The 14,386-nt window shown below is 70.5% G+C and carries 14 protein-coding genes; 7 read left to right on the top strand and 7 right to left on the bottom strand.

Going from position 1 to position 14,386, the window contains the following annotated elements; genetic code table 11:
• The first annotated feature begins 405 nt into the window (after positions 1–405).
• Both xseA and sodB read left to right on the top strand, forming a co-directional pair.
• Positions 406–1,788: an exodeoxyribonuclease VII large subunit gene (gene xseA / locus CFB89_RS13270; RefSeq protein ID WP_089468288.1), complete on the top strand. Its 1,383-nt coding sequence runs from the start codon at positions 406–408 to the stop codon at positions 1,786–1,788.
• A gap of 227 nt (positions 1,789–2,015) precedes the next feature.
• Positions 2,016–2,594, top strand: a complete 579-nt coding sequence (gene sodB, locus CFB89_RS13265) for a superoxide dismutase [Fe] (RefSeq protein ID WP_006489396.1) — start codon at positions 2,016–2,018, stop codon at positions 2,592–2,594.
• Between the two features lie 102 nt (positions 2,595–2,696).
• On the opposite strand, the gene chrA is transcribed toward sodB, so the two are convergent.
• Both chrA and CFB89_RS13255 read right to left on the bottom strand, forming a co-directional pair.
• Entirely contained in the window at positions 2,697–3,908 is a 1,212-nt protein-coding gene (gene chrA / locus CFB89_RS13260) for a chromate efflux transporter (protein ID WP_089468287.1), read from the bottom strand.
• Between the two features lie 106 nt (positions 3,909–4,014).
• Positions 4,015–4,722: a Crp/Fnr family transcriptional regulator gene (locus CFB89_RS13255; RefSeq protein WP_089468286.1), complete on the bottom strand. Its 708-nt coding sequence runs from the start codon at positions 4,720–4,722 to the stop codon at positions 4,015–4,017.
• 81 nt (positions 4,723–4,803) lie between these two features.
• Here CFB89_RS13255 and CFB89_RS13250 point away from each other — a divergent pair, with 81 nt between their 5' ends.
• The gene (locus CFB89_RS13250) at positions 4,804–5,328 is read left to right on the top strand and encodes a DUF962 domain-containing protein (RefSeq protein ID WP_089468285.1); all 525 of its coding nucleotides are present in this window, start codon (positions 4,804–4,806) and stop codon (positions 5,326–5,328) included.
• Between the two features lie 95 nt (positions 5,329–5,423).
• Complete coding sequence (locus CFB89_RS13245) at positions 5,424–6,029, top strand: bifunctional 2-polyprenyl-6-hydroxyphenol methylase/3-demethylubiquinol 3-O-methyltransferase UbiG (RefSeq protein WP_089468284.1); 606 nt, start codon at positions 5,424–5,426, stop codon at positions 6,027–6,029.
• Positions 6,030–6,046: 17 nt separating this feature from the next.
• On the opposite strand, the gene CFB89_RS13240 is transcribed toward CFB89_RS13245, so the two are convergent.
• Entirely contained in the window at positions 6,047–7,321 is a 1,275-nt protein-coding gene (locus CFB89_RS13240) for an EAL domain-containing protein (RefSeq protein WP_089468283.1), read from the bottom strand.
• 168 nt (positions 7,322–7,489) lie between these two features.
• Positions 7,490–8,926, bottom strand: a complete 1,437-nt coding sequence (gene mdtD / locus CFB89_RS13235; RefSeq protein ID WP_089468282.1) for a multidrug transporter subunit MdtD — start codon at positions 8,924–8,926, stop codon at positions 7,490–7,492.
• Between the two features lie 242 nt (positions 8,927–9,168).
• On the opposite strand from mdtD, the gene CFB89_RS13225 reads away from it, so the two are divergent.
• Positions 9,169–9,492, top strand: a complete 324-nt coding sequence (locus CFB89_RS13225) for a DUF2917 domain-containing protein (protein ID WP_089468281.1) — start codon at positions 9,169–9,171, stop codon at positions 9,490–9,492.
• Here CFB89_RS13225 and CFB89_RS13220 read toward each other — a convergent pair.
• The gene (locus tag CFB89_RS13220; RefSeq protein WP_089468280.1) at positions 9,465–10,697 is read right to left on the bottom strand and encodes a citrate/2-methylcitrate synthase; all 1,233 of its coding nucleotides are present in this window, start codon (positions 10,695–10,697) and stop codon (positions 9,465–9,467) included. The genes CFB89_RS13225 and CFB89_RS13220 overlap by 28 nt on opposite strands.
• A gap of 140 nt (positions 10,698–10,837) precedes the next feature.
• Here CFB89_RS13220 and CFB89_RS13215 point away from each other — a divergent pair, with 140 nt between their 5' ends.
• The gene (locus tag CFB89_RS13215; protein WP_089468279.1) at positions 10,838–12,229 is read left to right on the top strand and encodes a CoA transferase; all 1,392 of its coding nucleotides are present in this window, start codon (positions 10,838–10,840) and stop codon (positions 12,227–12,229) included.
• A 21-nt stretch (positions 12,230–12,250) separates the two neighbouring features.
• On the opposite strand, the gene CFB89_RS13210 is transcribed toward CFB89_RS13215, so the two are convergent.
• Positions 12,251–12,997, bottom strand: coding sequence for a GntR family transcriptional regulator (locus CFB89_RS13210; RefSeq protein WP_006489667.1), 747 nt, complete (start codon positions 12,995–12,997; stop codon positions 12,251–12,253).
• Positions 12,998–13,164: 167 nt separating this feature from the next.
• Here CFB89_RS13210 and CFB89_RS13205 point away from each other — a divergent pair, with 167 nt between their 5' ends.
• Positions 13,165–14,010 carry an aldo/keto reductase gene (locus CFB89_RS13205; RefSeq protein WP_089468278.1) on the top strand — a complete coding sequence of 282 codons (846 nt, stop codon included), beginning with the start codon at positions 13,165–13,167 and terminating at the stop codon, positions 14,008–14,010.
• A 27-nt stretch (positions 14,011–14,037) separates the two neighbouring features.
• Here the strand turns inward: CFB89_RS13205 and CFB89_RS13200 are convergent.
• On the bottom strand, positions 14,038–14,386 hold a 349-nt coding region (locus tag CFB89_RS13200), incomplete at its 5' end, for a hypothetical protein (protein ID WP_179233429.1).

The raw sequence follows: 14,386 nt of genomic DNA, 5'->3' as shown, positions 1-14,386 counted from the left end.
CGTCAAGGCGGATTCTCCGTTGGGCGGCGCGTGCCGCAAGGTCCGTGGAAGGCGGCACTCTAGCGCGCCGCACGCCGGTGCGGCAAGCGCGACCGGCCGCCACGGTCCACGGGGCCGGATCGAGTCGGCCTGTGGATAACTCTGTGAAAAACTCCCCGCTCGATCGCCTCAAACGCCCGCCCGGCGGGCATCGAATCGGATGAGAATTATTTCGAAAGGTTTAAAAGATTATAAAAATCAACGTGTTGCGAAGAATCGTCTGGTTTTTTTGGCGGTTTCCGAGCGTTTTGCGCGGACGAATGCCAGAGTGTGGACACCTTCCGCGCACGGCGGCGAATGCGGCGGCGCTGGACGCCGCGCGCGTGTCGGACTATCGTGACGCCGCCAGCATTCATCCGACCGCCCATGCTTTCCGATTCTCCTTTTTCCGCACCCGGCGCCACGCGCGGCGGCGACGAAGTGATTCCCGTTTCGGCGCTCAATCGTGCGATTTCGACGATGCTCGAGCGTTCGTTTCCGCTGCTGTGGATTTCCGGCGAAGTGTCGAATTTCACGCGCGCCGCGAGCGGCCACTGGTATTTCTCGATCAAGGACCAGCAGGCGCAGATGCGCTGCGTGATGTTCCGCGGCCGCGCGCAGTACGCGGAATTCACGCCGCGCGAAGGCGACCGCATCGAGGTGCGCGCGGTCGTCACGATGTACGAGCCGCGCGGCGAGGTGCAGCTCAACGTCGAAGCCGTGCGGCGCACCGGGCAGGGGCGCCTGTACGAGGCGTTCCTGCGGCTGAAGGCGCAACTCGAAGGCGAGGGTCTGTTCGCCCCCGAGCGCAAGCGTCCGTTGCCGGCTCATCCGCGCGCGATCGGCATCGTCACGTCGCTGCAGGCCGCCGCGCTGCGCGACGTGGTGACCACGCTCGCCCGCCGGGCGCCGCACATTCCGGTGATCGTCTATCCGGCCCCCGTGCAGGGCGCCGGTTCCGCCGAAAAGCTCGTCGCGGCGGTGGCGACCGCGAACGCGCGGCGCGAGGTCGACGTGCTGCTGGTGTGTCGCGGCGGCGGTTCGATCGAGGATCTGTGGTCGTTCAACGACGAAGCGCTGGCGCGTGCGATCGCGGCGAGCGAGCTGCCGGTCGTGAGCGGCGTCGGGCACGAAACCGATTTCACGATCGCGGACTTCGCGGCCGACCTGCGCGCGCCGACGCCCACCGGCGCGGCCGAGCTCGCGAGCCCGCAGCGGGCGCTGCTGCTGCGCGAGGTCGACGAGCGCCAGCGCGCGCTCGCGCGCGGCATGGCGCGCCGGCTCGAACAGCGTGCGCAGCAGCTCGACTGGCTCGCGCGCCGGCTCGTGAGCCCGGCCGAGCGGCTGCAGCGCCAGCGCACGCACGTCGAGCAGCTCGCGGTGCGGCTCGCGTCGGCGGCGTCGCGGCCGGTGCGCGATGCGCGTGCGCGTTTCGCGCTCGCGCAACTGCGCTGGCAGCGCGCGCGGCCCGATCCGTCCCAGGCGCGCCACGCGCTCGCGGGGCTGTCGCAACGTCTCGCGAGCGCGTTGCAGCGCCGTCACGAACGCGACACGGCGCGTGTGTCGGCCTGTGCGGCACGGCTCGAGGTGCTGAGCCCGCAGCGCACGCTCGAGCGCGGTTATGCGGCGCTGATCGATGCGCAGACGGGCCGTGCGGTGCGCGCGCCGAACGCGCTGAAGCCGCAGCGGCGCCTGACCGTGCATCTCGCCGAAGGCTCGGCGGACGTGTCGCTCGCCGACGTGCAGCCGCGCCTGACCGATACGATCTGACTTAACGGGTGCCGAGCGAAACGCGCGTCGTCGCAACACGCGCCTCGCGGCGGGAACGGATGCTGCGCATCGTCGGGTTCGTCCTGCCGGACGTCGCGCCAGCATCGCTTTTCCGCATACCGCGGATAAATGGCCCGTGAGTTTGCGGGGTTATTCGTCCTCGCCTACAATCGGACGCTCGGCAGCATCCAACACAGCCTCCCTACATACTCAACGAAGGAATCGCCATGGCTCATACGCTCCCGCCGCTCCCGTACGCTGAAGACGCACTCGCGCCGACCATCTCGAAAGAGACGATCGAGTACCACTACGGCAAGCACCATCAGGCTTATGTGACGAACCTGAACAATCTGATCCCGGGCACGGAATTCGAAAACCTGCCGCTGGAAGAGATCGTGAAGAAGTCGTCGGGCGGCATCTTCAACAACGCCGCGCAAATCTGGAACCACACGTTCTTCTGGAACAGCCTGTCGCCGAACGGCGGCGGCGCACCGACGGGCGCGCTGGGCGACGCGATCAACGCGAAGTGGGGTTCGTACGACGCATTCAAGGAAGCGTTCACGAAGGCCGCGGTCGGCACGTTCGGTTCGGGCTGGGCATGGCTCGTGAAGAAGGCCGACGGTTCGCTCGACATCGTGTCGACGAGCAACGCCGCCACGCCGCTGACGACCGCCGACAAGGCGCTGCTGACGATCGACGTGTGGGAACACGCGTACTACATCGACTACCGCAACGCGCGTCCGAAGTTCGTCGAAGCGTTCTGGAACATCGTGAACTGGGACTTCGCCGCGAAGAATTTCGCGTAAGTCCGGCGCCTGCGCGCCGTCACGGCGCGCGGCATCGAAGAAAAGCCCTCGTTTCGAGGGCTTTTTGTTTTTTGCGTGGCCGAACGTGCGGAGATGGCCGGATCAGCCGGCCATGCCGAGCAGCCAGCCGAGCGCCGCGCTCGCGATCACCACGGCCCATGGCGGCATGCGCCAGAACACCAGCGCGACGAACGCGACCAGCGCGGCGGCCAGGTCGCGCGGCGCGACGATCGTGTCGGTCCAGACCGGATGATAGAGCGCGGCGAGCAGCAGCCCGACGACGGCCGCGTTCACGCCGGCGAGCGCGGCCTGCATGTGCGCGCTGCGGCGCAGGCGCTCCCAGAACGGCGCGGTGCCGGCAACGAGCAGGAACGACGGCGCGAAGATCGACACGAGTGCGAGCGTGCCGCCGAGCCAGCCGGTCGGCGCATCGCGCAGCGACGCACCGAGGAACGCCGCGAACGTGAACAGCGGCCCCGGCACCGCCTGCGCGACGCCATACCCGGCGAGAAACGCCGAATCGCCGACCCAGCCGGGTGCGACCACGGCCGCCTGCAGCAGCGGGAGCACCACGTGGCCGCCGCCGAACACCAGCGCGCCCGTGCGGAAGAACGCATCGACGACGGCGAGCGTATCCGAGCGCAGCGCGCGGGCCGCGAACGGCAGCGCGACGAGCAGCGCCGCGAACAGCGCGAGCCACAGCACGCCCGCGCGGCGCGACACGTGCAGCGGCAACGGTTCGTGCGCATCGCGCGCCGGTTGCGGCAGCAGCACGAGACCGGCCGCGCCGGCCACGACGATCACCGCGACTTGCGTCCACGCGGCCGGCGCGAGCAGCGCGACGCACGCTGCCGCGGCCATCAGCGTGACGCGCCGCGCATCCGGGCACAGCGTGCGCGCCATGCCCCACACGGCTTGCGCGATCACCGCGACCGACACGATGCGCAGCCCGTGCAGCGCGCCGGCTTCCATCGGCGCGCCCGTTGCATGGACGCCGAGCGCGAACAGCATCATCAGCAGCGCCGACGGCAGCGTGAACCCGAGCCACGCGGCGAACATGCCGGCATAGCCGGCGCGCGCGAGACCGATCGCCATCCCGACCTGGCTGCTCGCCGGGCCCGGCAGGAACTGGCACAGCCCGACGAGATCGACATAGGTGCGCTCGCTGAGCCAGCCGCGCCGCGTGACGAATTCCGCGCGAAAGTAGCCGAGATGCGCGACCGGGCCGCCGAACGACGTGAGGCCGAGCCGCAGGAACGCGATGAAGACGGGCCACGGATGGCGGGCGGGGGCGGGGACGGTCGACGTGTTCAAGGCGGTGCGCGCGGTGGACGGAAGGAGCCGCCACGATAGCGCAACTCGGTGGCCGCGGGCAGCGCATGGCGGCCAGTACCGGCCGATGGACGTCGTTGCGCGGCGTTCAGTACGCGCCGTCGCCGAGCCCGCTCGCGCGGCGCAACGCGTCGATGTCCACGAGTTCGATCTCGCCGACGTGCAGCCGCACGACGCCGTCCGCCTGCAGCGCCTTCAGCAACTGGTTGGTGGTCTGCCGCGTCAGCGACAGCATCGACGCGAGCGTTTCCTGCGACAGCCGGATGTGCGTGCGCCCGGCGCTGATGCCGCCGTAGCCTTCGGCGATCATCAGCAGCCGCGCGGCGAGCCGCTGCGCGGCCGGCATCACGCTCATCGATTCGACCGTCAGGAAGCTCAGGCGCAGCTTTTGCGCCATCAGCAGCGCGAACTGCCGCCAGTATTGCGGCGTCGTATCGAGGATCGCGAGCAGCGCGGCCTGCGGCACGTGCAGCAGCAGCGCGTCGTCGAGCGCGATGGCGTCGTGCGTGCGCGGCTGGCCGTCGAACAACGCGATCTCGCCGAACCACGTGACGGGCTCGGCCACCGTCAGCAGCGCTTCCTTGCCCTGCGGATCGACCGCACCTATCGTGAGTGAACCGGCCAGGACCGCGTACAGCCCGCACGGCGGGTCGCCGCGCCGGAACAGCGCGTGGCCGGACGGCAGACGGCGCAGCGTCGCGCGGGCGATCAACTCCGCGCGCAGCGCAGGCGGCAGCGCGGCGAACCACGGGTTCGCTTCGATCTGCGGCAGGTACGGGGCGAGCGAGGCAGGCATGGGCGCGCGATGTCGGGTAGCTGACAGAGGTTCTCGGGCGTGACGCGCATCATAGCGCTCAATAACCGATCGGGAGACGCCATGAAAACCCTCGAAGACCATCTTTCCCAGTATGCGGCCTACCACCGCGATGCGCGCAACATCGCGACGCATCTGGTCGGCATTCCGATGATCGTGTTCGCGGTCGAGGTGCTGCTGTCGAGGCCGGTGCTCGGGGCGCTGGCCGGCGTCGCGCTGTCGCCGGCGCTGCTGCTCGCCGTGGTGTCCGCGGTGTTCTACCTGCGTCTGGACCTGCGGTTCGGGATCGTGATGACCGTGCTGCTCGCGCTCGGCCTGTGGGCCGCGCAGTCGCTGGCGCTGCGGCCGACCGCGCAATGGCTCGCGATCGGCGTCGGCGCGTTCGTCGTCGGCTGGATCGTGCAGTTCGTCGGACACTGGTTCGAAGGCCGCAAGCCGGCATTCGTCGACGATCTGGTCGGCCTGATCGTCGGGCCGTTGTTCGTCGTCGCCGAGGTCGCGTTCTTCGCGGGGCTGCGCGGCGACGTGCGCCGCGAAGTCGAGCGGCGCGCGGGTCCCGTGCATGGCGGCGCGCATTCGCATGTCTGAGGGGCTGGCCGCGCCGGTCCGCGTGTTCGGCGCTGGCCGCGCGCAGCGGCTAAGATGCGGAGTGCGTCATCCGACGTCTTCGCGGAGCACTCGCCATGGCGGATCGCCCGACTCTCGATGCCTACGACACCCACGCCGCGCAATACGCGCAGGACTGGCTCGACCAGGCCGCGCCCGACGACATGTACGCGCTGCTCGAACAGCATTTCTCGCCGGGCCTGACCGCCGACGTCGGCTGCGGCGCGGGGCGCGACACCGCGTGGCTCGCGTCGCGCGGCTTCGACGTGCGCGGCTACGACGCGAGCGCCGCGCTGCTCGACGAGGCGCGGCGGCGCCATCGCGGGCTGACTTTCGAGCTGGCCGCGCTGCCGGCGCTGGCCGGCGTACCGTCGGGCGCGTTCCGCAACGTCTTGTGCGAAACGGTCGTCATGCATCTCGAACAGGCGGACGCAGCGGCCGCCGCCGCGCGCCTGGCCGATCTGCTGATGCCGGGCGGCACGTTGTACCTGAGCTGGCGGGTGGCCGGAAACGGCGTGTTGCGCGACGAGCGCGGCCGCCTCTATACGCCGCTCGACTCGGCGCGGATGCATGCGGCGCTGGGCGCCGGCGTGCAGGTGATCGACGAACACGAGGTCGTCAGCGCGTCGTCCGGCAAGCGCGTGCACCGGCTGATCGTGCGCAAGGCGGGCGGCGACGCCTGAACGCGGCGCGCCGGCGCTTATTCGCGGCTGAGCGCCGCTTCCCAGTTGATGTCGACGCAGAGCACCTGCATGCCGGTCGCGGCCGGCGCGGCGATCGACGCGGTCACGCACAGGTGCGCCTCGTTGATCGACAGGTAGGGCGGCGTCAGATGCACGCGGCCCGGCGCGCGCATCGCGTCGATGAAGTACGGGCGGCGCTCCCAGCTCGCGCCTTCGGAATGCAGCAGCGGCCGGAAGCGCTTCGCGCGTTGCGATACGCTGCCGCGCGCGAGCACGTTGTCGCCGATCTGGCGGCCCGACGCGTCGAGCAGGAAGCAGCGTGCGGTTTCGGGCAGCCCCAGCACGGCGGTGGCCGCATCGGTGAGCGATTCGCCCGCGCCGAGCCGACGGCTCGCTTCCTCGAGCGCGGCGACGTACGGCGCGAGCCGTTCCGCCTGCGTGCGCTCGCGCTGCGCGACGCGCAGCCGCAGCGCGGCCGACAGCGTATCCATGCAGCCCGCGGCGGCCTGCGGCTGCACGGGATCGACGCTCGGCCCCGCGAAGTACTGGCCCTGCACGAAATCGACGTCGCATTCGAGCGCGATCAGCGCGTCGCGTTCGGTCGAGAGGCCGCCCATCAGCACGAGCTGGCCGGATTCGTGCAACAGCGACACGAGCCCCGGCAGCACGCGTTCGAGATGCGAGTGCTCGCTCGCCTGCGCGAGGATGCCGCGGTCGAGCGTGACGATGTCGGGATGCAGATGCCACACCCGATCGATGTTCGAATGCTTCGCGCCGAACCCGACGAGCGCGATCAGGAAGCCGGCCTTGCGCAGCCCGTCGATGATCGCCGCATAGCGCGGCGTCTCGCCGCCGGCCTGTTCGGGCACCTCGAGCACCACGCGGTGCGGCGGCAGCCCGAGCGCCTTCAGGTTCGCGAGCAGCGCGTCGCCGTAGATGGTGTCCATCAGCGCGGCCGGATGCAGGCTCAGGAAGAGCCATTCGTCGTGGCTGTCGAACGCGTGGAAGTTACCGAGATGCAACGATTCGGCGAGCCGGCCGAGCTCGAGCAGGTCGCCGCGCCGCGCCGCCTGTGTGAACACCTCGTGCGACGCCACCTGGCGGCTTTCCTCGTCGTGCGCGCGCAGCGACGCGTGATAGCCGATCGCGCGCCGGTGCGACACCGAGAACACGGGCTGGAACACGCTGAACACGGTGTAGCCGCCGTACAGCACGGTGCGCCGGTTGCCGTCGTCGCCGGCGACCGGGCGGGGCGGCTGAAAGCCGGGGGGATCGATTTCGATCATGCTCATGATGTCGGCCGAAGGAAGACTGCCAGTTTACCTACAGAATAGGCGAGCAAGAAGCATGCACGGCAGGGCGCCGCGTGCGGCCGCCCGTCGCGGCCGATACGCGCACGCGTGCCGGGCCGCGTTGCACCGCGATGGTGCGTTCCGGCCCGATTCGGCGCGCCCTGCGCGTCACGCGCGTTCGGACGGGTCGGTCTTGCGCGCGGTGCTGCGGATCTCGGGCGCGAGCTGCGCGAAGATCCACGCGGACGCGGCGGTGATGATGCCCACGCAGATGAACGTCGCGTGGAATGCAGGCAGCGTGTTGCTCGGCGTCACGGTGCGCAGCATGCCGGTGAACGTCGCGAGCAGCGCGCCGGCGACCGTGACGCCGAGGCTCATCGACAGCATCTGCACGAGCGAGAACAGGCTGTTGCCGCTGCTCGCGCCGCCGGTGCCGAGATCCTTCAGCGTCAGCGTGTTCATCGCGGTGAACTGCATCGAGTTGAAGCCGCCGAACAGCGCGAGATGCACGACCTTCACCCACACCGGTACCGTGTCGCGCATCAGCGCGAAGCTCGCCATCATCACGCCGACCATGATCGTATTCGCGAGCAGCACCTTGCGGTAGCCGTGCTGCGTGATCAGGTGCGTGATGATCCGCTTCGAGAACATGCCGGCCGCCGCGACCGGCAGCATCATCAGCCCGGCCTCGAACGCCGAGTAGCCGAGGCTCACCTGGAGCAGCAGCGGGATCAGGTACGGCATCGCGCCGCTGCCGATCCGCGCGAACAGGTTGCCGAGCAGCCCGACGCTGAACGTGTGGATCTTGAACAGCTCGAGCGAGAAGATCGGCTGCGGCGCGCGCACCGCGTACAGCCCGTATGCGACGAAGCACGCGAGGCTCAGGATCAGCAGCACCAGCACGGCCGCGTGCTGCATGCCGAGATCGGCGAGCCCGTCGAGCGACAGCGAGATCGCGACCATGCCGATCGTCAGCAGCAGATAGCCCTTCAGGTCGAAGCGGCCGGCGGCCGGGTTGCGCGAATCGGGCATCGAATAGAAGGTCGCGACGCAGCCCGCCACGCCGACCGGCACGTTGATCAGGAAGATCCAGTGCCACGACGCGATCTTCACGAGCCAGCCGCCGAGCGTCGGCCCGATCAGCGGGCCGATCAGGCCGGGAATCGCGACGAACGACAGCGCGGCCAGGTAGCGCTCGGCCGGGAACGTGCGCAGCACCGCGAGCCGTCCGACCGGCAGCAGCATCGCGCCGCCGACGCCCTGCACGACGCGGAACGCGACGAGCTGCGTCAGCGTATGCGCGTTCGCGCACAGCAGCGAGCCGAGCGAGAACACCAGGATCGCGCTGAAGAACACGCGCCGCGTGCCGAACGTATCGGCGAGCCAGCCCGACACGGGGATCATCACCGCCATCGTCAGCGAGTACGCGATCACGACCGATTGCATCCGCAGCGGCGATTCGCCGAGGCTCGCGGCCATCGACGGCAGCGCCGTGTTGACGATCGTCGCGTCGAGCGTCTGCATGAAGAAGCCCGTCGCAACGAGCCAGAGCATCACGGTGAGGTTCTTTTCGCCGGGAGCGGCGGCGGGCGGGCGTTGGAACATGAGGGCAGGGGCGGTGGCGCGGGACAGCCGACATTGTAGGGAAAGCCGCCGCGTCGTGCAGGTTCGGGGCGGTATGTCGTGCGGCCCGGCGGGATCCGGCCCGGCGCGAACCGCGGCCGGGTGCCCGTCCCCGTCGGACGGCCAGTACAGTTCAGCCGGAACTGTTCGCGGCCGTATCTGTCCGGGTGCCGCCGCTCTCCGAAATACTGGTGTCATCGAACCGGTGCGACCAGGAGGCTGCGATGCGCGAACTGCGACTTTACGTCATGGACGGCGACGAGCCGGCCGGACGGTGGCGGATCGTCGATCACACGTTGCTCGAAGTGGCGCAAGGCGACGTGTGGGTGACCGTCGAGGGCCGGCCCGACGATCACTGGCTGGGTGCCGGTGCGTCGCTGACCTTGCTGCCCGGCATGCGCGCGTGGGTCAGCGCCGGGCCGCGCGGCGCGACGTTCGCGTTCGGGCCGCTGGCGGTGTCGGCCGTGCGCACCGCGCCCGCGTGGTGGCGCCTAATCGCCGCGCGGCGCGATGGCCGGCGTCACGCGGCCGCGTCGCTGCCGACGTAGCGTGCCCGCGGCCGGATCAGCTTCCCGTCCGCGTACTGTTCGAGCGCATGCGCGATCCAGCCGGCCGTGCGGCCGGCCGCGAACAGCGTGAACGCCGCGCCGTCGGGCAGCGCGAGCGTGCGCTCCAGCGCGGCGAGCGCGAAGTCGATCGCGGGCCGCAGGCTCGTCGCCGCTTCGACGCGTGCGGCGAGCGCGCGCGCCGTGCGCAGCGCCGGCCGGTCGGGCGCCGTCGCATGCAGCGCATCGAGCAGCGCCCGTGCGCGCGGGTCGCCGTCGGGGTACAGCGGATGCGCGAAGCCGGACAGGGTCGTGCGGCCGCCGTCCGCGCGTTCGTCGTGCGCCAGCCGCAGCGCGAGGTAGCGATCGAGATCGGCGGCGCGGGCCGCTTCGTCGAGCAGCGTGCCCGCGCGGAACGTCTCGCCGCCGTGGCGCGGCCCCGACAGCGCCGCGAGCCCGCCCGAGATCGCGCCGAACAGATGGGTGCCGGTCGATGCGATGCAGCGCACCGCGAACGTCGACGGATTCAGTTCGTGATCGGCGCACAACACGAGCGCACGCCGCAGCAGGTCGGCTTCGTCGCGCCGTCGCACGCGCCACGCGGCCGCGAGCTGGCAGTGCACGGGCGCGTCGTTCGGCGCGATGCCGGCGAGCGCGGCCGCCGCGACGCGCAGCAGCAGCGCCGCGGAATCGAGCTGCGCATCGCGCCCTTGCGCCCACAGGCGCGGCAGCGATGCGGCCGCGGCCGGCAGCAGCACCAGCGTGCGTTCGAGCGGCGCGAGATGTGCCCAGCGACGCGCCCAGTCGTCCCACTGCGCCGCGTCGAAACCGCTCGCAGCGAGCGACGCGGCGGCCAGCCGCGCGGGCGGACAGTCCCACAGCCGCGCGGCCGTTTCTTCGAGCGTCGCTGCGTCGGCCAGTGCGAGCGCATCGACGCCGCGGTAGCGCAGGCGGCCGTCGGCGATCTGCGTGATCCGCGATTCCAGGACCGGCACGCCCCAGTCGAGCGAACGTTCGGCGACGCCGCCCGCGCGCTTCGCATCGGCACGGCGGCGCGCGAGCAGGCGCACCTCGTTGGCGTCGTAGCGGCGGCGCTTGGTCGCGCCGTCGGGCAGCGAGCGCAGCAGGCCGCGGCTCACGTACGCGTAGAGAGTGCTCACGCTGACGCCGAGCATGCCGGCGGCTTCCTGCGCACTGACGGATGTCATGCCGATGGCTCCTGTCGCCGCACATGAAGCGCGGGCGCGCTACAACTATTCGTTATGTATTGATTCGCGCAATCAAGATTGATCGTGCCTGTCGCGAATTCTAGACTCGATTCCGTCTCCTCCACGGCATCTTCCTCACCATGACACCCGAATCCGCATTGACCCACCTTTGGCAACTCGCGCACGGCGAGCGCGACGCGCTGGCCCGCACGACCCTGACTGGGCAGGACCCGACGCTGCCATCGACGTTCCATGTCGGCACGCTCGCCGCCGCGACGATCGCCGCGGCCGGGCTCGCGGCTGCCGAATGCCATCGGCTGCGAACGGGCGTCGCGCAATCGGTCGACGTGTCGGTGCGCGACGCGCTCGTGGCGTTCCGCAGCGAACGCTACCTGCGCGTGGACGACGGCCCGCCGCCGGAGTTGCGCCATCCGGTGACCGGCTTCTTCGAGACGCGCGACGGACGCTGGATTCAACTGCACGCGAATTTCCCGCATCACCTGCACGGCATTCTCGATGTGCTCGGCTGCGGCCCGCAGCCCGCCGACGTCGCCGCGGCAATCCGCACCTGGGACGGCGCGGCGCTCGATACCGCGCTGGCCGACGCCGGCCTGTGCGCGGCATTGATCAGAACCCCTGACGAATGGGCGGCGCACGAGCAGGCGCGCGCGATCGCGTCGCTGCCGCTGTTCGAGATCGAGCGGATCGGCGACGCGCCGGCCGAGCCGATCGGCCGCGGCGAAGCCGGCCAGCCGCTGGCCGGCGTGCGCGTGCTCGATCTGACGCGCATCATCGCGGGGCCGGTCGCGGGCCGCACGCTGGCGTCGCACGGCGCGCAGACGCTGCTCGTCAACGGCCCGCACCTGCCGAACATCGCGCCGCTCGTGATCGACAACGGGCGCGGCAAGCGCTCGACGTGGATCGACCTGCGCGACGCGGCAGGCGTCGATACGCTGCACGCACTGGCGCGCGAGGCGGACGTGTTTCTGCAGTCGTACCGGCCGGGCGCGCTCGCGGCGCGCGGTTTCGCGCCGCAGGCGTTGGCCGAACGGCGGCCCGGCATCGTGTGCGTGTCGGTGTCGGCGTACGGGCACGCCGGGCCGTGGGCGAAGCGGCGCGGGTTCGACAGCCTCGTGCAGTCGGCGAGCGGGATCGCATGGCAGGAGCAGCAGGCCGCGCAGGCGAGCGGGCCGCGCCATCTGCCGTGCCAGGCGCTCGATCATGCAACGGGGTATCTCGCGGCGTTCGGCGCGATGATCGCGCTCGCCCGGCGGGCACGCGAAGGGGGAAGCTGGCACGTGCGGATGTCGCTCGCGCAGACGGGGCGCTGGCTGCAGTCGTTCGGCGCCGTGCCGGACGGGTTGCATGCGCCCGATCTCGCGTTGGCCGACGTGCGCGACCGGATCGACCGCATCGCGTCGCCGTTCGGCGTGCTCGACACCGTGCGGCCGGCCGAGCGGTTGTCGGCGACGCCGCCGTCGTTCGCGCGGCCGCCCGTGCCGCTCGGCACCGACGACGCGCGCTGGCTGTGAGCGCCGGCGACGCGGCCCGCGTTACTTGCGCAGTTCGACGACGAAATCGTAGTAGTCGTTGCGGCAGTAGGTATCGGTCAGTTCGATCGCGCGCTGGTCGGACGTATAGCCGATCCGCGTGATCAGCAGCAGCGCGTCGTGCGGGGCGATGCCCATCTGCTCGGCGATCTCGTCGGTCGCGTTGACCGCGCGGAAATGCTGCAGCGCCCGCACGATCGGCGTGCCGCGCGCTTCGAGATAGCTGTACAGCGAGCCGACGATCGCCTGCGGATCGGGAATCAGCGTCGCGGGGAACGTCGAGTTCTCGACGGCCATCACGATGCCGTCGGCGAGGCGCAGGCGTTTCAGGCGTGTAACCGAGGCGGCCGGCGACAGCCCGAGCTGGATCACTTCGTCGCGGTTCGCGGGCTGGATTTCGCGCGCGAGCCACTGCGAGCTCGGCTTGAAGCCGCGGCGCTCGAGCATTTCACTGAAGCTCGACAGCCGCGACAGCGGATCCTCGTAGCGCGGCTGGATGAAGTTGCCGGCGCCCTGCGTGCGGCGGATCAGGCCTTGCTCGACGAGCAGCGCGATCGCCTTGCGCGCGGTGATGCGCGACACGCCGAGCGCTTCGGACAACACACGCTCGGACGGCAGCGCTTCGCCGGCCGTCCAGCGGTTGTCGTGGATCGCATCGCCGAGCTTGCGGGCGAGCTGCAGGTAGAGCGGCGTATCGTTGTCGGGGTCGGGGCGCAGGTCCTGCCAGCGGTCGTCCGTGGGTGCCTTCATACAATGGGTATCGATCAGGTTGCGGCCATTCTAAGTCATCATGCCGCGCCGTTATAGCCGGTTTTTGCCGCGTCATAGGCCGGGGGCGCACCGATTGACTACACTGATGCGTCGTATCCGATGCTTCGGCCGCGGCGTGCGGCCACGAATCCGCAACGAGGAAACGCATGACAGACACGATCGCCACGGTCGTTTTGCCGAACGGCGAGACGATTCCGAAGCTGGGCCTGGGCACCTGGGAAATGGGCGAGCGGCCGGCGCGGCGCGCGGACGAGATCGCCGCGCTGCGCGAGGGCATCGAGCTCGGGATGACGCTGGTCGATACCGCCGAGATGTACGGCGACGGCGCGACCGAGGAACTGGTCGGCGATGCGCTTGCGGGCCTGCGCGACGACGTGTTCCTCGTCAGCAAGGTCTATCCGCACCATGCGAGCCGGCGCGGTGTCGTCGCCGCGTGCGACGCGAGCCTCAAGCGCCTGCGTACCGATCGCCTCGACCTGTACCTGCTGCACTGGCGCGGTTCGGTGCCGCTCGCGGAAACGGTCGAGGGTTTCGATGCGTTGCAGCGTGCGGGCAAGATCCGGCACTGGGGCGTGAGCAATTTCGATACGGCCGACATGGCCGAACTCGTCGACGAGGCTGGCGGCGGCGCGTGCGCCACCAACCAGATTCTCTACAACCTCGCGCGACGCGGCCCGGAGTTCGACCTGCTGCCGTGGCTGGCCGATCGTCGGATCCCGGCGATGGCGTACAGCCCGGTCGATCACGGGCGGCTGCCGAAGCGCTCGCCGCTCGACGAAATCGCGCGGCTGCGCGGCGTGTCGGTGATGCGCGTCGCACTGGCATGGGTGCTCGCGCAGCCGGGTGTATTCGCGATTCCGAAGGCGTCGCGGATCGAGCACGTGCGCGACAACCGCGCCGCGCTCGATGTCGTGTTGAGCGATGACGAGCGCGCGCAGCTTGACGCGTATTTCCGTCCGCCACGTAGCAAGCGCGCGCTCGAGATGCTCTGACCGACATCGGCAGGGCAACGCTTCGGGTCAGTGGCGGCCGCCGGACGAGCCGCCGTTGCCGTGACCGCCGCCATTGCCGTTGCCCGTGCCGTGGCCATTGCCGACGCCGTTGGCTCCGCCGTTGCCGGCGCCGCCACTGCCATTGCCGTTACCGTTGCCGCCGCCATTGCCGTGGCCGCCGGTGCCGTTGGCGCCGCCGCTGCCGCCGTTACCGTTTCCACCGCCATTGCCACCGGCACCGTTGCCGTTACCGCCGCCGCCGTTGCCGTGGCCGCCGCCGCCGTTGCCGCCGCCGCCGCCGCCGCCGTTGCCGCCGCCGCCGCCGCCGTTGCCGCCACCGCCACCGCCGCCACCGCCACCGCCACCGCCACCGCCA

Origin of the sequence: Burkholderia sp. AU16741, assembly GCF_002223345.1 — a bacterium.
Taxonomy (GTDB): Bacteria; Pseudomonadota; Gammaproteobacteria; order Burkholderiales; family Burkholderiaceae; genus Burkholderia; species Burkholderia sola.
Note: the sequence above shows the minus strand (reverse complement) of the source record. Positions and strands in the feature narration are given on the sequence as shown.